The 20164-nt window shown below is 41.3% G+C and carries 13 protein-coding genes; 4 read left to right on the top strand and 9 right to left on the bottom strand.

The window, feature by feature from the left end; genetic code table 11:
• Window positions 1–31: 31 nt before the first annotated feature.
• From NH153_RS01380 to bcsR, 7 genes are all read right to left on the bottom strand, one after another.
• Window positions 32–1462 carry a peptide MFS transporter gene (locus tag NH153_RS01380; RefSeq protein WP_063700256.1) on the bottom strand — a complete coding sequence of 477 codons (1431 nt, stop codon included), beginning with the start codon at window positions 1460–1462 and terminating at the stop codon, window positions 32–34.
• A 244-nt stretch (window positions 1463–1706) separates the two neighbouring features.
• Window positions 1707–5519 (bottom strand): cellulose synthase subunit BcsC-related outer membrane protein, encoded by a 3813-nt coding sequence (locus tag NH153_RS01375; protein ID WP_063700254.1) that lies wholly within the window; start codon window positions 5517–5519, stop codon window positions 1707–1709.
• Entirely contained in the window at window positions 5510–6625 is a 1116-nt protein-coding gene (gene bcsZ, locus NH153_RS01370; protein WP_063700252.1) for a cellulose synthase complex periplasmic endoglucanase BcsZ, read from the bottom strand. The genes NH153_RS01375 and bcsZ overlap by 10 nt, the downstream gene beginning before the upstream one ends.
• Window positions 6625–8874 (bottom strand): cellulose biosynthesis cyclic di-GMP-binding regulatory protein BcsB, encoded by a 2250-nt coding sequence (gene bcsB, locus NH153_RS01365; RefSeq protein WP_063700250.1) that lies wholly within the window; start codon window positions 8872–8874, stop codon window positions 6625–6627. The genes bcsZ and bcsB overlap by 1 nt, the downstream gene beginning before the upstream one ends.
• Window positions 8871–11537 carry a UDP-forming cellulose synthase catalytic subunit gene (bcsA, locus tag NH153_RS01360; protein ID WP_063700248.1) on the bottom strand — a complete coding sequence of 889 codons (2667 nt, stop codon included), beginning with the start codon at window positions 11535–11537 and terminating at the stop codon, window positions 8871–8873. The genes bcsB and bcsA overlap by 4 nt, the downstream gene beginning before the upstream one ends.
• A complete protein-coding gene (gene bcsQ / locus NH153_RS01355; RefSeq protein ID WP_063700246.1) occupies window positions 11527–12249 on the bottom strand; it encodes a cellulose biosynthesis protein BcsQ in 723 nt (240 codons plus the stop codon). The genes bcsA and bcsQ overlap by 11 nt, the downstream gene beginning before the upstream one ends.
• A complete protein-coding gene (gene bcsR, locus NH153_RS01350; RefSeq protein WP_063700244.1) occupies window positions 12246–12473 on the bottom strand; it encodes a BcsR/BcsP family cellulose biosynthesis protein in 228 nt (75 codons plus the stop codon). Before bcsR ends, bcsQ begins: the two co-directional genes overlap by 4 nt.
• A gap of 121 nt (window positions 12474–12594) precedes the next feature.
• Between bcsR and bcsE the strand changes: the two genes are divergently transcribed.
• The 3 genes from bcsE (at window position 12595) to tyrR (ending at window position 17622) form a co-directional block, all read left to right on the top strand.
• Complete coding sequence (gene bcsE / locus NH153_RS01345) at window positions 12595–14220, top strand: cellulose biosynthesis protein BcsE (RefSeq protein WP_063700242.1); 1626 nt, start codon at window positions 12595–12597, stop codon at window positions 14218–14220.
• Between the two features lie 169 nt (window positions 14221–14389).
• Window positions 14390–15970 carry a cellulose biosynthesis protein BcsG gene (gene bcsG / locus NH153_RS01340; protein WP_063700240.1) on the top strand — a complete coding sequence of 527 codons (1581 nt, stop codon included), beginning with the start codon at window positions 14390–14392 and terminating at the stop codon, window positions 15968–15970.
• A 95-nt stretch (window positions 15971–16065) separates the two neighbouring features.
• A complete protein-coding gene (tyrR, locus tag NH153_RS01335) occupies window positions 16066–17622 on the top strand; it encodes a transcriptional regulator TyrR (RefSeq protein WP_054561931.1) in 1557 nt (518 codons plus the stop codon).
• A gap of 66 nt (window positions 17623–17688) precedes the next feature.
• Here tyrR and NH153_RS01330 read toward each other — a convergent pair whose 3' ends face one another.
• Entirely contained in the window at window positions 17689–18177 is a 489-nt protein-coding gene (locus tag NH153_RS01330) for a hypothetical protein (RefSeq protein WP_063700238.1), read from the bottom strand.
• Window positions 18178–18286: 109 nt separating this feature from the next.
• Between NH153_RS01330 and NH153_RS01325 the strand changes: the two genes are divergently transcribed.
• Window positions 18287–18817, top strand: a complete 531-nt coding sequence (locus NH153_RS01325; RefSeq protein ID WP_063700236.1) for a thioesterase family protein — start codon at window positions 18287–18289, stop codon at window positions 18815–18817.
• Window positions 18818–18877: 60 nt separating this feature from the next.
• On the opposite strand, the gene NH153_RS01320 is transcribed toward NH153_RS01325, so the two are convergent.
• Window positions 18878–20122 carry a DUF642 domain-containing protein gene (locus NH153_RS01320; protein ID WP_063700234.1) on the bottom strand — a complete coding sequence of 415 codons (1245 nt, stop codon included), beginning with the start codon at window positions 20120–20122 and terminating at the stop codon, window positions 18878–18880.
• Window positions 20123–20164 lie beyond the last annotated feature (42 nt).

Genomic DNA, 20164 nt, shown 5'->3' with positions numbered 1-20164 from the left:
TCCCCGCAGCGGGCGCTACGGGGAATAAGTATTATTGCTTTTCAGCAGACACTTCTAGCTCTTCAGCTAGGATGTGTTCAGTCGTTTGTGGCTCGTGTTGGCCTTCAGCACCGTGCATCCAAGCGACTAGTTTGTCGCTTAGTAAGTACATGATCACTGCAGAAAGAACCGCAGTTGCGCCTAAGCCAATGAAGATACCCATCGCGTTGTCTAACGCTTCTTCACCTTCACCTAGGAATGAACCTACGAAACCTGCAATTTTGTTTGCAACCGCTGTACATAGGAACCAGATACCCATAAGCATTGAAGCTAAACGTAGAGGTGCAAGTTTACTCACCATAGATAAACCAATCGGCGATAAACATAACTCACCTAATGTGTGGAATAAGTAGAATAAAACTAACCACATCATGCTGATTTGTAGGTGCTCACCTTGACCTTGTGTCATTAGCGCTAGGATCATCGTGATGAAACCAAGTGCTAAGAAAATAAGTGCAATAGCAAACTTAACCGGAGAGTTTGGTTCACGTTTATCAAGTTTCAACCAAATGATGGCAACTAAAGGTGCAAATACAATGATGAAAATTGAGTTTAAAGATTGGAACCAAGAAGCAGGTACTTCAAAGTTAAATAGCATACGGTCAGTGTAATCGTTAGCGAAAAGGTTCATTAAACCGCCCGCTTGTTCAAAGCCCATCCAGAAGATGATACTGAATACACTCATAGTGAAAATAACTTTAATACGGTCAGTTTCAACTTTCGTTAAAGGCTCTTTAGTATTTGATTCAGATTGTGCTTGAGAAAGCTTAGCCGAAGGAACAACACCGATTTCGCCTAAGTATTTATTACTTAGTGCAAGTTGAAGAAGAACTGAGATCACCATACCTACACCAGCTACGATGAAACCCCATTGCCAGCCCATTGCTGCAGCAGCATAACCCGCAACTAGAGGACCTAATGCACCACCTAGGTTGATACCCATGTAGAAGATAGTGAACGCACCATCACGACGTTGGTCACCTTCTTTATAAAGGTCACCTACCATGGTTGAGATATTTGGTTTAAATAAACCGTTACCTAAACAAAGTAGTGTTAAGCCAATATAGAAAACGTTTTCTTCTTGGCCAGCTAAATAGCTGTGAGGAACACCCATAGTGAAATGGCCTGCAGCCATTAATAAACCACCAAGTATAATCGCTTTACGTTGTCCTAAGACGTTATCGGCTAACCAACCACCGAATAGTGGTGTGATATATACAGCCATAGTGAAGGTACCATAAAGGCTTAATGCGTCTGCATTTGACCAACCAAAACCACCTTCTTGTACAAGCGCTACTAAATATAAAACTAAAATGGCGCGCATGCCGTAGTAACCGAATCGTTCCCACATTTCTGTGCCGAACAACAGGAATAACCCTTTAGGATGCCCTAAAAAGTCACCTGCTTTAGGTAATGAACTCATATTTACTTCCTAACTCTAAGTTTTTATTTGAGGCCTTATTGTTTTTGCTTTGGTCGTTCTATGTATTTATTTAGTGAACGGGCGGCCATGTTTATTGATGCAGCTAAGATAATGGTTTGTTGCTCAAGTTTTATACTTGAAGGTAAGAGACACACCCTTATCCTAGCTACAAGTGCGCTACAGTATACATAGACCTTATGGTGAGGGGAAGATCTTGCGACACTTGCTCCTTGTGATGCGATGGTTAGTAGCTTGCATAAGGCACAACAGGTTTACCCGGGAATGCCAGCTCGCTATACACCGGATTAAAGTAATAACGGAAGTACAGCTGAGCGTAATTCGGTTCATAAAAATCGGCTCTATCTAGGTTGAAGTAACCACCAAAGAACCAATGAGGCGTGAATCGATACTCAAAACTTGCCCCTAAGTTATACGATAAGCCACTGCTGGTATCGCCCTCAAAGTAAGGCACAACACCCGTTACAGCTGTTTGAGCTTCTGCTTGGCCTTGCAAAATAGGGTCGTTCGGGAAAAATGCGATGTCGTCAGTGGTGGTGGTAGACCAAGACACCCCAGCCCGAAGCCTATATACAAAATTATGACCAATTCGTTTATCAAAAATCACAGGTAAAGACGCGCCCAAGTAGTTTTGTGGGCTGTAATAGCCACCATGCCCCCAGGTTTCTTCACTTAAATTATACTTATATGACCAGTGTAATAAGTTAAGACCTAGGCTTAATTCGGTGTTTCTTTCGCGAATATAGCGATAGTAACTCCCCCCCATTAGGCTGTAGCTTTGGTTGTCTTTGACATTTTTACCTTGCAAGAGTTGATAGTTGGTACTGCCCCAAAACCCCCAATCTAGGCCTAGGTCATGAGATAGATTAAGTTGTAATTGCGTAGCTCTAACACCGCCCCATACTTGGTTGGTAAAGACATCTTCAAGTCCGGCGTAAGATAATACAGAGCTAGTGACTGGGCGTTTATTAAACGTGACGCCATAACCAAAGTCGCCTAAATCACCTTTGTAATTAACGCCCCACACGATATCTTCGACTAAAAAGCCAAGTGGAGTGGTACCAACATCAATGCGCCATTGCTCGTTTTGCCAAGCAAGGCCAATATCCATACCTTGTTGCTTTGGTTTTATGCTTAAAAGTGGGCAGTCAAAAATACAGAGGGCCCCTTGACCATAGCGGCTACCTGCAAAGGTTTCATCAAAGCGGGTTTCTTGGCTCGATATCGTCATTGGGTCTAATTTCACAATCCCAGTGCCACCCCACAGTGGAAAACCGGCTTCGATAGGCGTTGCACCAGCGCCGAGGGTTGACTCATTTTGCGTGCTTGTTTGGCTACTTAAGTTGATAGCGGCTGTGATATAGGCTTGTTCATCGCGCTCGATGCTTTGTAATTGGCGCTTGGCATTATTGACATACCATGCTTCATTTTCATCAAGGGCATACAGCTCATAGTGCTGCTCATCGCTTAAGTTGCTCGTTGCCGTATCTGGATCAACTGCCGCGCGGTACCAGTTTTGAGCAAGCGTAGTTTGTTGCTTAGCTTGTGCAACCGCTGCCGCTTGATAATAAAGTTCTTGGTTATTGTTTGATTTAGCCAGCAATATTTCAGCTAGATTAATGGCACTTTGTGTATCTTCAAATTGTTCAAGTGCGGTCATTAATTGCTGCTGACGATAGCTTTGTTCACTTGAAACCTGATTAATTTGTCCAGCAATGATGCGATTAGCTAAATCATCTCTTTGCTGCTGACGAGCGAGTGTCGCAATAGCTAAAGCAGTATCCGTTGAGACAGTTTGCCCATTTGCGATGTGTTGCTCATAGCGGCTAATAGCTTCTTTACTATTGCCTTGCTCGATATGAGCATTGATCAGCGCCTCTGACAGTTCTGGGTTATCAGGGTAGCGTGTTGCAAGCTCTGAGAGCTTAGTAACTCTAAGATTACTATCACTAAAGCGATTAACGTAATTAACTTGAAGTGCTAACCATTGTGATTGCTCTGCATCGGTTGCGTTACTCGGCAGGTGATAGTCTGCAAACCAGCTATCAGCAGTGTTTTTATCGTTGCTTTCAATTAGCCAATTAGCATAAGTCATATGCCAATAAGGGCTCAAGCTTGGGTCACGATTGAGGGCTTTTTTCAGTTGTCTAATCGCATACTGCTGCTCATTAATTTGTTGCCATTGGCTGGCAAGCTCAGCTTGCATTAAAGGTGTTAATGGCTGTGCTTCTAACTCGGTAAGCTTATAAATCACCGTGGCTTTATTGCTAGCTGTGTTGTTGGCAGACAGTCTTTCTAGCTTAGTATTAATACTCAATTGTTCTGTGAGTACATTGATTTGTTCGGTGCGTGCGTTATTAGGAATGTAATCTAAGGTTGCCAATGCTCCTTGATAGTCATTCAACGAACGTAAAAATAGGGCATGGCTATAACGTAAATCTGCATCTAGAGGAAATTGCCACAAGGTTTTTTTATACAGCGCTTTCGCATGATCAACTAAACCCTGTTGCTGGTATAAATTTGCAAGGTCGTAATATAGCCAGCTTTGACGAGGGCTTTGTTTAATTGCCATAAGTAGCACATCAACCGCTTCATCAAGCTTACCTTGTGAAGTTAGTTCGTCTGCTCGAGCTCGCAGTTGCTGTGTTTGTAATAGGGTGTAATCTTCGGTCAGTAGCGCTTGTTGCTGACGAGTTAAGCTATTATAAAATTGATGACTACGAGCATAATTGCCATCTGAGGCCGTTAATTCGAGCATGGCACGCAAAGTAGGCTGTTGCAGAGGATCGTCTTTTAGCACTTGCTTATAGAGATTCATCGCGTTTTGGTATTGCCCAGCTTGTTTGGCAAGTTCAGCGCGGTAAAACAACACGGTATTAGGGTCTTCATTTAACGTATCTGCTAAATCAAGCTTAAGTGCAGCCTGTTTTAACTCATTGCTACTAATGGCCGATTTAGCTTCATCAATGTATTGCCAAAAACGTGCGGTATTGGCGAGACCTTTTAATACCGTTATGCGGTTTGCATCTATGCTGTATTGTTGTGCTTTTTTAAAGTACTGGTAGGCATTGGCATTCCTGCCTTGTCTTAAGTTTAATAAACCTAGGCTATTGTATATTTCAGGATCTTGAGGACGCCCTCGCAGAGCTTTATTGAAGAGCTTTTCTGCCGTATCAAAGTGACGTTTTTCAAGTTCGACACTGCCTTTGAGCCATGCCTGATAAGCAGGATCCGCTTGCTTTTTTTGTTCAGCCAAATGTGCTTTTTTAAAGTCACTAAATTGCAGCTGACCTTTACTGCTTTTAGGGTAGGCAGCAAAGTAGTCTTGATAAGCAAGCTTAGTGTGTTTATTAAGCGGCATGTTTTCAAGCGCTGCAAGCCAAGCAAATTCGGCTTCTACACCATATTGATTGCTGTGTGCATAGTGGCTAAGTAGCTTAATGGCTTCTTTATTCGTTGGGTTCTGTTTTAATAGATGCCTTGCATAGGCAAGCTCAAAACGGCCACTATGAGGGTAGCGTTTCATTAAAGAACGATAACCGCGCAGTGCTTGTTGATACTGACTTGAATCTTGAGCAAGCCAGTTGATGTGCTCAAGCTCATATTCAATATTCGGGTAAGCAGATTTAAATAGGCGGTTGTATATTTGCACTGCTTCGCTGTACTGACCAGCTCTGGCACGAAGCCTGGCTTGTTGAACCACTTCTTTGTCTTGATTATTGACTCGTGCGAGCATAGTTAAGCTTGTTATACACGGATGCGACATCTTACTGAGCTCTGCTAAACGTGCATTGGCTTTATCGACTTCTTTTAGGCTATATAAAACACGCACCTCTGCGCATTGCACTTGGGTGTTTTTAGGTGCAATGCTTTGCAGCTTTTCTAAGCTGTCGCTCATCAATTGATTATCACGCTCAATTTCACCTAGTTGCACTTGGCTAATTAACCAATCAATTGATTGACTATCAAGGTCCTTGTTAACTGCTGCGGATGCACTGGAGCTTGCTAAAACTGCAGCAAGTAGCCACTTTATCGGCATTCATTGCTCCAGTTAGTTGTTAAGGCGCCGTTTTTATCAATACTAAAGCGTTTGTTCAATGCGCTATTACCAAATAAATACAACACGCTGTCGTAATAGCGGCTGGTGGTAAAGCGGGTGTCCATCATAATTTGCTGCTGTAACGCAGTGACAGCTTGTGATGCACTCTCTTCAGCAAGCAGTGGTAATAAAGCAGCAACAAAACCACTTGGGGCATTGCCAGCTGTACTGCCCGTGACGGCATTGGTTTCTAATGGCACTTTGCCTGAAGAGACTATGCTATCAATAAAGGGTTTAAACTGCTTAGCAAGGGCATTTTTATAAGGTGCATCTTCTGCCATCATGCTGGCCCAAAGATAAACGCGGATTGCATTGTAACTACCTGTGGCTGGCGTGCTTTTATCATGATAAAAGCCTTTTTCAACGCTGTAATTAACCCAGTCAGGGCTCATGCCTTTTGGTGCTGTATCTATTAATAACTGCGCCGAGTTATCGTGTAATGTTTGCCAAGGCGAGTGAGGGTATAAATGTGCAAATTGCGCAAAAATAAATAGCGGCGCATAACTTGGATTTAATTTCCAGCTACTGTCTTTTTCAAAGCCTGATGGCCCAGGTAACAAGGTCAGGCCAAGGTTTGGTATCTGCGCGGTTTCTTCACGAATAATGCGCTCAGCAAGCACTGAGCTGAGCACTGCGTAGCGTCTTTCATTCCATAAAATAGCCGCTTGTGACAGGGTATAAGCAATCCATAAATCTGAATCAGAAGCTGGATTAGAATCAATAATTTGCCCTTGGCTTTGTTTAATGCCCCATTGCCATGCTGGTAAACGGGTACTTAAATCACCTTCAGAAAGGTGTACTTCAGTCCATTCAAGTAACTTATCGAAGCTGGCTTTATCATTGGCAAGTAATGCAAAGAATAACGCATAAGATTGCCCTTCTGAGGTGGTGATGTCGTATTCACTGCCTAAATCAATTACACGTCCTTCTGGTGTAATGAAGTGAGTTTTAAAGTTATTCCACTGCGGCCAAGCGCTACAGCTTAATTGGGCTAAGGCACTACTTGAAAAAACAAAAACGAATAGTAAAGAAGCGATAGTTTTCATTATGCCTGATCTCCTTCAGATAAACGTTTTTTGGTCAGTAGCGCAAGCACTCGCCACAACATAAATGAAATAAGTAGTAGTGTAAGTAGCGACAGAATCGCTAACAGGACTGGGCGGTCTGAAAAGTGGAACCAAATAAGTGTATGAATAGGCACATGACCAACAAAATACTGCTCATCGGTTTTAATCGTTTTGATGCCTTGGCTATTGATAATGGCGGAGCTTCCCATTATTTGAGCAGTTTTATCTTCATTTAATAAGGCATCAGTGAGTAGCGCATATGCACTTTCATTACTGGCAATTAAAGATACCACTGAACGGTCTGAATCGAATGGTGACTGAAATCCTGACATCACAGCTAAACGACCAATGCTGCTGATGTTTACTTTAATTTTTTCAGCGCCTTTTGTGTCGTATGCACCATTGTAGATAGCTTGATCAACAATGCGTTGGTTGTTGTTGATAAGCACACTTAGGGCGCTATCTTTGGCAAGGGATGTTAAGAATGAATCAGCCTTACCAATGATAATAATGTCCTTATCGTTTAGCGCTAATTGGTTACTTGGGAATTGAATTTCTAAACGGTGCGCAGGGTAGCCGGTAATAGCGCCTAAATGACCCGCAAAATTAAGCAATAAGCTAATCGCGTTAACTGAGGCGTTAGCTTCCATCACCAAAGTACTTTGGTGTAAATCGGCATATTTGGTAAATGGAAAACCACCACTTGCAAAGGCACGTAAGTTTGGCATGGCAATATAGTGATGGAAGTCACTCACATCAATCGTAGAGCTGCCGTCAATAGCGCCAAATTCACCACCGGCTGGAATGGCACTACATTCACCGGTTTTCACAACAGCAAAGTTAAAGTCATAAGTCAGCTGGTTATTTGTTGTTAAATCTAACCCCGTTAATTCAAAGTCTTGACGAGTTTGAGTTGGATTAAAATCTGATAGAAGCGGCAACAACGTATTGGTTGTTATTGTTTTACCGCCTTCGTTATCAAGAATAAAACCATCCACAAACTTACCGTTGATCAGCATGTTCAAACGCGACAACATGTTTTGTTCAACAGGTGTGTTGCGATAATTCAATGTAATCGGAATACCATTTTCACGCCAAGTAAATAAATCGGGTGCAAAGCGTAAATCTAAACGAACTGGCAGACCGCGATAACCTTCTGACTGCAGTTGAGTAGGGTATTCAATAAACTCATCAAAGCTCACTGGGCGATCAGAGCGCACCCACAGTGGGGCATCGTAGGCTTTTCTAAGTGGTAAATTGCTAATTGCATCAATGGTTGCGCTGCGACCTGTCATCACTTTATAACCAAAGACTAAACCAACAACGGCTTCTTTTAATTGCGCCGTGTCTTTACCTAAAACAAGCAGTACCTTGGCGTAACGGTGAGTTGGGCTGCTGATTATTTCGACTGTTGGTTTATCAACATTAGGGTAATTTAATAAAAAGTCAGGCTTGTTGTCATTGGTGGCAAAAACCACACTATGCTCTGTTGGGGTGGCATTGATTTGCACTGGGAACTGCGCTTTGCGCCATTTTGCTTGCGCGCCAAAAAAGCTTGATAAGGTTGTGGCAGCTTCTAACGTATTTTCATCGGGTTGTGATGCAAAAACGAATGGCAAAGTGACCTTATTGTAGTCGCGAGAGTCAAAAAATGGTGCAGGGAAATACTCTAACAAGCTTTCAAGTGCCAGTGCTTGACGGTCAATAGAAATACGGCTGCTTTTACTCAGCTCAGCCCAAATTGTATTACTATAATCATCCTGACAAACCATGTCGTAATAACCCACTAACTCAAAACGAATTTGGTTAAAGTCTTTAATTAATTTAGGATTAAGCACGATGCTACGCTCAGCGACAGTGCCGATAGGCGTGTTCTTATCATCGATAGGCAACACAGTAACAAGATTTTCATTTAAGAAAATTTTTAAATGTGACACACGACCTATCAGGGATGGTGACGTTGTATATGAAAAATCGAGGGTTAGTTTTTTACCTAACTTATCAAGACGGTTCGTAAAATCAACGCGGGTACTATTGCTCACACCATCAAGTTTAAACTTGCTTAATCCAAGCTTTTCAAAGCTTAGCGTCATGCTTTCAATTGGCGCTTGTTCAGGATAACCATGATCAAAAATCGCTTTATTAGAAAGAGGCTCAGCACTTATCGCCCAGCCAGATAAGCTGAGTGTGATAACAGCGAATAACAAGGTTAAAAAAGTTCTTATCATGATGTTTTTAGTACTTTTGTTGGTTTTTTGGGTAATAACGACGCCACAAAGTACAAGACTCTTGATGCAAACGCAATCGCGGGTCTTAATTCATTTGGGGCATGGAAAATCAAGTTCTTAAAGCCTTTAATACTGGTATAAAAAACGTGAGAAAAGCTATACGAAGGCTTGTCGTGTTTAAAGTTTTCTTGCCAATCAAGCCAAGCATCAGCACGTGAGAAAGTGCATTGAATAAAGGCTGTTTGTTTTTCTAAATCTAAATCTCTGAGGGTCAGACCCAACTGCTTATCGCGGGTGTTACAAATATAGGTCGGGAATGAAAACTGTTTCAAGCCACGACTCATTAGCAGCTCTACCTTATCATTTACACGGCACAGATGATTGTGTTCAGTTTCAAGACCAACGCCATTATTTGAGTAGTCCGTAATTTTCACTTTAATGGTGCGGCCATTGGCTAGGCGAATAGCCGCAGGGAAATTTGCTTTGATACGGTGTGAGCTACGTACTTGTTTCGCTTCAGCGGCAACAGCCACAGCAGCACCCAAAATTATCACGTTATAGCTTGCCCACAGCATGCTAATGACGAGTACGCCTATTTGTGAACTATCGCCGAAAAGCAATCTAAATACGCCGTAGGTCATACCTAACACGTTAACCAGTAACAAGATTATATAAGGCTTCGAAATCGTCCAGTCGTAGTGATCTTGCTTGTTTAAGCCACCTTTTTCGGTCACGTTAAACTTGCCCTTATTCGGGTTGATAAGCGCAACTGTAGTGGGTTTTAAAATATACCAAGCAAGTACTGATTCATAAACTTCGCCCCAAAATGAATAGCGGTACTTTCCTTGAATTCGGGAATTGGTGATTTTTACCTGTAACAGCGTTGGCACAATATAAAGAAAGATAGCAACAAACGGTGCATAGATAATTTGCGCATTGAAATAAATTAATGCCAGCGGCGCGGTTAAAAACACAATGCGCGGGATACCCGATAAAAAGTGCAACATAGCGTTTAAGTAACACAGTCGCTGTGCAATATTTAAGCCCTTACCAAACAGTGGGTTATCTAATCGGAATATTTGCGCCATGCCGCGTGCCCAACGAATACGCTGGCCAACGTGGGCAGATAAGCTGTCAGTGGCAAGGCCTGCAGCTTGCGGAATATTAATGTACGTTGTTTTGTAGCCTGCGCGCTGCATTCTAAGCGCGGTATGGGCGTCTTCTGTGACGGTTTCTACCGCAAAACCACCAATTTCTTCAAGGGCACTACGCCTTAACACAGCACACGAACCACAGAAGAAGGTTGCATCCCACATATCATTACCATCTTGGATTAAACCATAAAACAGCATGTTTTCATTAGGGATTTTTCGATGGTTCTTTAGATTGCGCTCAAATGGATCGGCAGAGAAAAAGTGGTGAGGTGTTTGTACTAAACACACTTTACTATCATTGATGAACTGCCCCATTGTCATCTGTAAAAATGAGCGAGCAGGGATGTGATCACAGTCAAAAATAGCAATGTAGTCGCCATTCGTTACTTTCATCGCATGATTCATATTACCGGCTTTGGCATGTTTGTTATCAGGACGAGTTAAATAACCAACACCAATTTGCTTTGCAAATTCTGCAAATTCAGGGCGCTTACCATCATCTAAAATATAAATATTTAGCTTATCTGCAGGCCAATCAATACTTTGCGCAGCAATCGTGGTGGGTTTTACTACCTCTAATGGCTCATTATAAGTCGGAATATAAATATCAACTGTTGGCCAGTTTGCTGTGTCTTTTCCTAATGCAATGGGCTTGCGGTGCAGTGGATTGATGGTTTGGAAGAAACCTAAGATCAGAACTAACCAAGCGTAACTTTCAGCAAGCAATAAACCAATCCCGAGTGCAAGGGCTAACGGGTCCCCCCAGTTCAGGGTATCTGTGTAGCGCCACCATAGATAACGTGTTGACGTTGTCACAGATAGGGTGATCATCACAATGGTTGCTATTTGTCCTTCAACACGTCTGAGTGAATAAGCAACCACCAAAATTAAACTAATGAACACTGCTTGTGCTTCAATACTAAATGGTACGGTGATAAAAACAGCTACAGCAAAAATAAGTAGGGTTAAAAACGCGACTTTTAAGGTGCTATTTTGCCAAATGGATGAGCGACTCACCGCTTTATATGATTTAGTTTTGGTTTGTTTTTTTGCGACTAACCAAAGTACTTTAAATGAGCGTACAAGCTTGCTGTCTGCCAGTCTTAATAAGCGTGCAGAGCGTGTTATTTTGCGCCAAGTTTTACGCTGTTCAATGGTTATGTGCTGCTGTGAGGTTGTGGTGGTGTTGAATAGCGCAAGATAAATACTTTGCAATACAATTCGAACACAGTTACTCGGTGTCAAAATAGGTTGAGATACATGGGGGTATAAACGCTGTAATTTATGTTTAATTTCTCGTTTTTTGTTGTTATCTAATTTAATAAATAATGACAAAAAAAGCACAAAGAAAGGCAGTAAAAATGCACCCAACAAGCTCATTTTATGTTGATTGTAATAACCATGAAACTTAATGAATACAAACCGTACAAGCGGCTTGGTTAAAACTAAGCTTAATAGCACTTTTAATAAGCGTTGCGATACACTTACAGAACTTATTTTATTGCTCATTCTGACTCGCACGGCTTACAAGCCAACCTGCTAGCGTTTCAAAATCGTCATTAGCAACGCTATACGGTGCACAGTTAATCGCCACATTGCGAAACGCGGTGGCTTCTTTGATCACTTCATCTTTGTTGATATATAAAGGCGCAATTAACGGCAGTTCACTTTGCCAAAGCTGCAATAGATCTGATTCAAGCTCAGAGGCAGAGTTATATTTATTAGTTAAAAAGTAATGCTGCCATGATGACTCTGCCTGTTTAAGTGTGTTTAAACGCTTGAAAGCAAAGCTGTGACAAATAGCATCACAATTAATAATCTCAAGGAATATATCGTCTTCATTTAGCGGGTAGCGATGCACATCGACATGGGCAGGGCAGTCAAATAAAAACCAGCTGTCATCGCTGTCATTAAGTTGCTGACAGCTCTCGATAATGCTCGAAAAGTCTAAGCCTAAGTTCGAGCGGCTACCATAAGGTAAGAACCTTACACCATCGTTATCTTGGTGGAACTGCTCACATGCTGAAGCGAAGTCTGGGTAATCGCTCCAGCCAAGCAGATGCTCCCAGGCAAGTCCAAGGTGTAGGCCTAAGTCGCCTTTAGGGTCTAAATCGATGGCATACACAGGCACATTTGATTTTCTTAAGGCGCAAGCAAGATTGGCCACAATCGATGTTGTACCTGTCCCGCCTTTAATTCCTTTTAAAAAAATTCGCTTCATTTATGAGTCTTTATTGCGCTTTTGTTAATTTTTTTAGTGCTCTGTGTTTGTGTCGTTGCTAATGCAATATCGTTAAGCAAAGGGTATTTTTCAATCGTTTTGCGATTTTTTTCGACATCAACAATTTCAACATAATCTGTTTCCTTGCCACCAAATTGACGTAACAACTTCTCAATATCATATTGAGTTAAGGTGTGTGAATTTTTTACTGCAAAGTCATTCATCTAAAAAACCGTAATGCGAAAAATTAGCTTAAAAATGTTCACGATCCATGGACATAATTTGCATTATATATAGAATAGCGTTTAAAACTAGTACTAAAGTATCTTTTTTAAGGGTTTGTTAGTGCCTCATTTAAATATTACAGGACTAAACGGAGCTTTCTCTGAGCTTAAGCGAAGCGCAAACTATGCTTTACTTGCCCCGTTAGACAATCAGCTATTAGAGTTAACAAGGCACCTTTTAACCAATCATAAAGACTCGGTTTTTTTGCTTTCAGAACAAGTCGAGTTGTTCTTTGAAGGAGAAGGTAACGAGTTATTGTTCACTTTGTTCGAACAAGGGGTACTACGTCCTTTCCATTTACATCATAATGAAAATGTATCAAAAAGTTTGCATTTTTCCCGTGGTGTTATTAACGAAATAAAACAGTATGAGCAACTGAAAAACAGTACCGTTATCGTGCATGTCGATTCAGAGCAGTTAGTTTCCTTGAATGAGCAACAGCTTGGTGAAAAACTCAAGCTTTATCTGGCTTTGTCACAGTCAAAAAATGTCACTTTAGTGTTTTTAATGTCAGGAGCCCATGTCAGTGAATTGAGGCGCCAGTTGTTAGCTTTAAACCGTTTCTTTGACGGCTTAATTTACATGACTCAAGAAGCATCTATCCGCACCCTTGAGTATGATTATTGGTGCCATAAAGAAGGTGTTATTGCTGGACGCTCAGTCAATTTGCAGCTTCATGATGGTCAGCTTGCATTAATAGAAGAAGAGCAAGAAGCCGATGAAAAGTCGCAGCCAACGGCTCAAGATTTTGATGAAGACGAGGTATGGCTAACTCGCAGTGCTGTGCCTGAGGGGACAAAGCTCCCTGTTTTTTATAAAATTATTGATGACAATGATGCTCTTTTTTCTAAAGGGCTAACTAAAAAGTCAGCGACCTTAGTATTTGCCGTTAGCCGCTACACTGATTTAAAAGTATTAGCCAAAGATTGCTTCTCTCTTCGTAAAAAATGTGGTCGTCGGTTGAAATTGGTTATTCAAAATGTTGATGGCATTATTCGCCATCAAGATGAGTGCCTATTTTTAACCTTAGGGGTTAATCTTATTTTATATAGTTATTCTGAGCCTTCGCGATTACTGTCACAAATTCAGTCAATTCAAGGGTTTCAGTTTTCAAGACCCCTACCAAAATCGATTGATGATGTTCTAAAATACAGTGAAAATGTATTGGCCAAAGGGTATTTACCTCCTGTTAAATTCGCAGAGCAGGTTGCGAAGCATAGTGATTCTGCTGCCAACCTTGGCGTAAGCGGCGTACTTGTTTTGATGCAGCTTTTGCCACGTATTGATGCGATACACCCATTGCATTTATTCCATGTAAAGCGCGAAGGGGATATTTTTAGTTTTGCTGATGGTTCGGTTTATCTTTACCTACATGCTTGTCGAGAACACGATGTTGAAAGCGCAATTAAGCATTTATTTAAATTACAGGTGAGTGACTTCTTTATGTCAAAAAATGTCATTGCTGATCATTTTTATATTCAGCAAGAATGTCGCCGCATGCAACGTCATTTTGCTAATACTGAAATAACAGACTTTACTCAGCAATTACAAGAAAATGTAAGCTATATTTTTGACGCAAAAGCATCAGATATAGCAAGTTTAAACACTGAAACACCGGAATTTAAAAAAGTGATTCGACCTATATCCGAGCCAGTAAAAGTGACCTTAAAAGGTGAACTATCATGAGCTTAAATCAGTTTTTTATAACTTTTATCATCGCAATGTTAATCGGCATTCTGCTGAGTAATACAGGTAAGTTATTGTTTAAAAAAGCAGTCGTGCTATACCGAAAACTAACATTTAGGCATGTATTATTAACGCCTTATACGCCAAGACGACTCAAAAAGGATAACAAGTGAGGCTTTCAGGATTAGGTTTTTGGAATTTATATTTTTTAGTTAAGTTTGTTCTGTATAGCCGAGGTGATATTTCGTTTGATTTATTTGCAAACTTAGCTTTTTTTGCATTTCTTGCTATCTCTTTTCAACATATTTGGTTGGCTCGCATTAAACAGATTCTGAGTGTGGTAATTGGTGTTGCCTTGTTGTATCACGATTCATGGTTGCCCCCGATTTCTCGGCTCACCAAGCAAGCTGGCAATGTACAAGATTTTAGCATCGGCTATTTTTTTGAGATCACGTCGCGCGTTATTAGTTTTGATTTGATTTTTGCGCTTTTCGCTTTGGTGGTTTTTTATTGGTTTACTGTAAAGTGGTTACGTTATACCAGTATTTCTATTATTGGTTTTCTTTATGCGTATTGGCTCGGTGGGTCAGCTGCAGATAATGAGGTTCCACCTCAGGTTGCAACCAATAGCCACGTTGTACAAAAACAAGTTCCCGTTTTAGTCTCTGACACTGCAGCGCAAAAGACGCCAGATCAACAGTTACAAGACTTTTACCAGCAGCAAAATTTATTACAAAGTCAGTTCCCAAATGCATTTAATGGCCAACCATTTGATGTCGTTGTATTGAATATTTGCTCTTTAGCGACAGCAGATTTAAACGCCATCGGTGTCGAACCCCGTAATCTGTTTGCTGATTTTGATATTTTGTTTAGCCAATTTAACTCAGCAACGTCGTACAGTGGTCCTGCTGCAATTCGTTTATTACGAGCAAGTTGTGGGCAGACAAGTCAAGAGCAACTATTCAAACCGGTTGACGAGCAATGCCAACTATTTACTAATCTTGCTGAACTTGGCTATAAAACCAGTGTGGCGCTAAACCACGATGGTCATTTTGATGACTTTATAGGTTTGATCAGGCAGTACGGCGGTGTGTCTGTGCCTAAACTGGATTTTAGTCAATTTAGTGCTGCGCAATATGGTTTTGACGGCAAACCGATTTATTCTGATGCAGATATCCTTACTAATTGGTTGAAAAAGCAAGGTTCTAGTGAGCAACCTAGAGCTCTTTATTACAACACCATTAGCTTACACGATGGCAATCAAATTGCGGGTCGCGAACGGATGAATAGCTTGGCAAGTTATCCGCTTAGACAGCAGCGCTTATTTAGCGATATTGATAAGTTTATAACTGAGTTAGAAGCACAAGGTCGCAACGTGCTGTTGGTGGTTGTGCCAGAGCATGGTGCGGCACTGCAAGGCGATAAACTACAATTTTCTGGATTACGTGAAATCCCGAGTCCATCGATAGTGTCGGTGCCTACGGCAGTAAAATTCATCGGGCCTGACATTAAACATAATGGGCTTAATGTTGTTGATGAGACAATGAGCTATTTTTCTCTTTCAGAATTAATCAATAACACGATGAAGCTCGATTTGTTCACAGGGACGGTACCCATTAATCGCGTGCTTGATAATTTACCGACCTCAGCCAAGGTCGCCGAGAATCAAGATACGGTTATGATGTACATAAAAGGGCAGCCTTACATTCAGTTGGATGGGGGAGAGTGGACCAAGTATCCGACTAATTAAGTTCTTTTGTCCAAAATTGTTTACAATAGACTACCCAGTTGCAGGGAGTTAGCGTATTATTCTCATACTATAGGTTCCCGTTTTTTGAGGATGTAATGCGTTTAGATATCCACTGTGCTGACCGAATTGGTATCGCACAAGAGATTCTCAATATCTTGGTGAGTTACCAGGTTGATTTAAAAGGCATCGAGGTAGATTCGGTTAATTGTCGAATGTACGTCAGCTTTCCGCCTATTGAATTTGAACAATTCCAAAAAATCATGCCATCTATCCGTTTGATAGATGGTGTGAAAGACGTTCGTACGACTGCATTCTTACCTTCTGAGCGAGAGCATAATGAGTTAAATACATTACTGCGTGCCTTACCTGATGGTGTTATATCTATCGATGCTAAGGGCTGGGTGCGTTTATGTAATGATGCTGCGTGTCGTGATCTGCAATTATCTGAAAGCGAAGTGATTGGCGCTAACATCAATAACTTGCTTAAAGGTTTTAACTTTACGCGTTGGCTTGAAGGCAAAGAAGTTCTTGGTCAAACTACCCGAGTTGAAGTCGCAGGTGAGGACTTTATTGCCGATATTCTGCCTATTTCAGTACCACAAGGTGCTGAAGGGGATGTGTTAGCCGGCGCTGTAATCAACATCAAATCACAAAGTCGCCTAGGTCAACAAGTTAGTGCGTTTCGTCGTTATGGCCAAGAAAGCTTTGCAACCATCCATAATTTTAGTACTGCAATGCGCCGTGTGGTTCGTGAAGCGCGTAAAATGGCACAGCTTGAAGCACCAATCCTGATTACTGGCGAAACCGGTACTGGTAAAGAGTTACTTGCTCGTGCTTGTCATTACGCCTCAAACCGCTCAGTAAAACCATTTATCGCTCTGTCGTGTGCTTCATTGCCTGATGATGTCGCTGAGTCTGAGTTATTTGGTTATGCAGGCTATGAAGAAAACGCGGCACCAAAACGTGGCGTTTTAGAGCAAGCTGATGGTGGCACTGTGTTTTTAGACGAAGTTGGTGAAATGTCGACTCAGTTGCAAACTAAGTTACTGCGTTTTTTACAAGACGGTACCTTCCGAAAAGTGGGTGATGAAAACGAAGTAAAAGTAAATGTGCGTATCGTAGCTGCAACACAAAAAGACTTACCCGCAATGGTGCAAGAGGGGACATTTAGAGAAGATCTCTATTACCGAATTAATGTTTTAACCTTAGAGATTGCGCCATTACGTGATAGAAAAGCTGATATTGGTCCGTTAGCAGAGCACTTTATTCAAAAGTATGCCCAGCAAAATGGTCATTCTGTGCCAGTGATGTCTGAAGATTGTTTACGCTTTTTACAAGACTATCCATGGCCGGGTAACGTGCGCCAATTAGAAAACGCGATTTACCGTGCGGTATCCTTGCTAGATGATAATGAATTGCGTATTGAGCACTTGCAGTTACCAACGTTTACCCATGATTTAGGTTATCTTGAGTCTGACTTTGAAGGAACCTTAGACCAAGCGGTAAAACGTTTTGAGGCGACATTACTTCGCAAGCTTTACCCCGCTTATCCAAGCTCTCGTCAATTAGCGAAAAGGTTAGGTTTGAGCCACACCGCAGTGGCAAATAAGCTGCGCGATTACGGTATTAACCGTAAGACAGTGAAGGTTTAATTATATAGCTTAATTAAGCAAAAAAGGCTTAGGTAAAACCTAAGCCTTTTTCTTTTCGATTAAAAACTATTGCTTGGTACCCATGTCTTTGGTAACACCATCAATGGCGATACTTTTTATACCTTCATCGTCGAACTTAATAACAACACTGATGTTATTGCGGGCAAAAAAGTAGTCTCGATTATCAAGGCTGATAACATAATCACCTTTGACTGAATCGCTGAATTTGCGCTTTTCGAGTTTAAGGGTGTGATCAGCAATCTGCCAGTTGAAGCCTTCAATAAAGCCATTATTAAATTCCTGAACCCATACCTGTTGCTCGTCTTTGCTGAGTGTAATCGCCACTGAGTATGACTCAGGTAATGACATATCATAACTTTTATCACCAATAGTGAACTTCTCAGCATCTTGTTGCCAAGCAAAGCCAAATTTAAAGGCTTTTTCAACACCCGTTGGGTATTTTAAAGTACCGTCACCTGGAAAGTTGAAGTCAGCAAATGCTGAGCTGGTGAAAAAACTTGCAGTGAACAAAGTTACCAAACTAAATAATTTCATTAGGTTATTCTTTTTTTATACTAATATATGCACAGATTAGAGCAGAAAATTCGCCTTAGCAATATGCTGTGATACACTTTGTTCATTATCAACTGGTTAGACCTTTACTGTGAACCTCTATTTTCGACTAATACTGCTGTTTTTTAAAATTAAACGTAATCGTGATTATCAACAATTATTAGACACGATTGATATTGAATTCAAAGCGTTACCGACCGATTGCGATATTAACTTTCATCTGACCAATTCTCGCTACTTAGCAATGATGGATCTTGCCCGTACTTGGATGACTGAGAGAGTGGGCTTGCTAAAGCACATTATGAAGCGCCGCTGGTTCCCAATCGTTAACGCGACAGCTATTACCTACATTCGTGATATTAAACCAATGCAAAAGTACACCGTTAGTACACGCTTGGTTGGTTGGGATCATAAATACTTTTACATTGAGCAAAAGTTTCACTCTGAACGAGGCTTACATGCGATTGCTTATGTGCGCGGTGTATTTAAACGTAAACAAGGTGTTGTCAGCGTTGAAGAGATGCTTGAAGTTGCAGGTTTTAGTGGCGTAGCACCTATTTTGCCCGCAGAAGTGATGCACTGGAAAGAGATGTTAGAACAGAAGAAACTCACGAATAAGTGATACCTCAGGTTAGTTAAAAAAATGCCAGCTAAGCTGGCATTTTATGGCTTTATAAACAGTTTACTCTGCTGCGCAAACTGCTTCACTAACAAACGTTAAGTCGTTTACGTGTGCTGGGCCATCCATTACGAATGTCGCTTCAGCGGTATTTTGATCTAAGGTATAAATTTTCGCGTTTTCGCCGTTTTCTCTACCTGATATGTAAATTGTACCGTCATCTGCAATCGCAATGCCTGACGCCCAGTTTACACCGTGCTCACCGATTTGAGTTAACTCAAGGCTGCCTTCATCTAATGTGTAAAGTGCTTTACCAGTTAATACGTAAAGTACGTTGTAGTCACTTGAATAAGCGATGTCGCCATCAGAGAATGAGTCGCCTTCATACGAAAGCTTACCTAATACCGTTTTCTCGCCTGTAGTTAGGTCAAAATCATACATGTATGTCTTGCTTGTCGCACGTAAAGACAGACCGTCTGCGGTCACTGTTGAGCGGTAAATTGGGAATGATGTCGCATCTGCAACCTCAGCTTGCGTGTCGGTAGCTAAATCTAAGCTATAGATTTTTGACGCTTTGCTGCTGCTATCAAGCTGCTCCATGAAGTACAGCATACCGTCTTTGCTAGCAATATTTGATGCTGTATTGTTTAGACCAGCAACAACCGTTACAGCGCTTGATTCTGGGTTAAAGTGATACACATAGCCTTCAGTCTCAGAACCAAAGTTATTAATACCATATAAACCGGTTACAACTGCACATGGTTCAGGTACCTCAGTTACTACGACGTTATCGATGAATGCACCTACTGAATCAGATGTACCCGCGCCTGCAAAGCTCAACACTGAGCTTGCGCTGTCAGCTTCAACTGTAAAGCTGTATTTAGTCCAGCCTTTTGTGCTGCTGTTGACAACGGCTAATGATTCACCATTCCATAAAACTTCCGCTTTGTTTGTTTCTTCATTACCTACTACACGCGCAGAGTAATAAAAGCTCAATTCGTACTTTTTACCAGCTGCTGTCGCAAGAGCTTGTGTGATGCTGTAGTTAGATCTTGAATCTAGCTCAATGTGCTGCTCACCATCTTGTGCTGGAATAATCCCAAGTTTATTCGTTTGAATTTCAAATCTAGCGTTAGCGCTTCGAGTCCAACCAGGAATTGCATCAAATAACTGCCATTGACCATTGTGATCGGTCACTGTATCTGTATTTTCAAATGATCCGTTTTCTACTAAATTTGTGCCTGCCATTGCAATACCTGACGCAATAGCTAAAGGTAATAATGCTAGTTTAGTAACCAAGCTTTTCATGACACTCTCCGTTATGTGATTAACATAAAATTAATATTGAAT

It is taken from the genome of Pseudoalteromonas gelatinilytica (genome assembly GCF_001641615.1).
In the GTDB taxonomy this organism is placed as follows: domain Bacteria; phylum Pseudomonadota; class Gammaproteobacteria; order Enterobacterales; family Alteromonadaceae; genus Pseudoalteromonas; species Pseudoalteromonas gelatinilytica.
This window is presented reverse-complemented; position numbering and strand designations above follow the sequence as displayed.

Coding starts and splice junctions, on each gene's coding strand:
- NH153_RS01380 (WP_063700256.1), bottom strand. CDS start 1,462: ATGAGTTCATTACCTAAAGCAGGTGACTTTTTAGGGCATCCTAAAGGG.
- NH153_RS01375 (WP_063700254.1), bottom strand. CDS start 5,519: ATGCCGATAAAGTGGCTACTTGCTGCAGTTTTAGCAAGCTCCAGTGCA.
- bcsZ (WP_063700252.1), bottom strand. CDS start 6,625: ATGAAAACTATCGCTTCTTTACTATTCGTTTTTGTTTTTTCAAGTAGT.
- bcsB (WP_063700250.1), bottom strand. CDS start 8,874: ATGATAAGAACTTTTTTAACCTTGTTATTCGCTGTTATCACACTCAGC.
- bcsA (WP_063700248.1), bottom strand. CDS start 11,537: ATGAGCAATAAAATAAGTTCTGTAAGTGTATCGCAACGCTTATTAAAA.
- bcsQ (WP_063700246.1), bottom strand. CDS start 12,249: ATGAAGCGAATTTTTTTAAAAGGAATTAAAGGCGGGACAGGTACAACA.
- bcsR (WP_063700244.1), bottom strand. CDS start 12,473: ATGAATGACTTTGCAGTAAAAAATTCACACACCTTAACTCAATATGAT.
- tyrR (WP_054561931.1), top strand. CDS start 16,066: ATGCGTTTAGATATCCACTGTGCTGACCGAATTGGTATCGCACAAGAG.
- NH153_RS01330 (WP_063700238.1), bottom strand. CDS start 18,177: ATGAAATTATTTAGTTTGGTAACTTTGTTCACTGCAAGTTTTTTCACC.
- NH153_RS01320 (WP_063700234.1), bottom strand. CDS start 20,122: ATGAAAAGCTTGGTTACTAAACTAGCATTATTACCTTTAGCTATTGCG.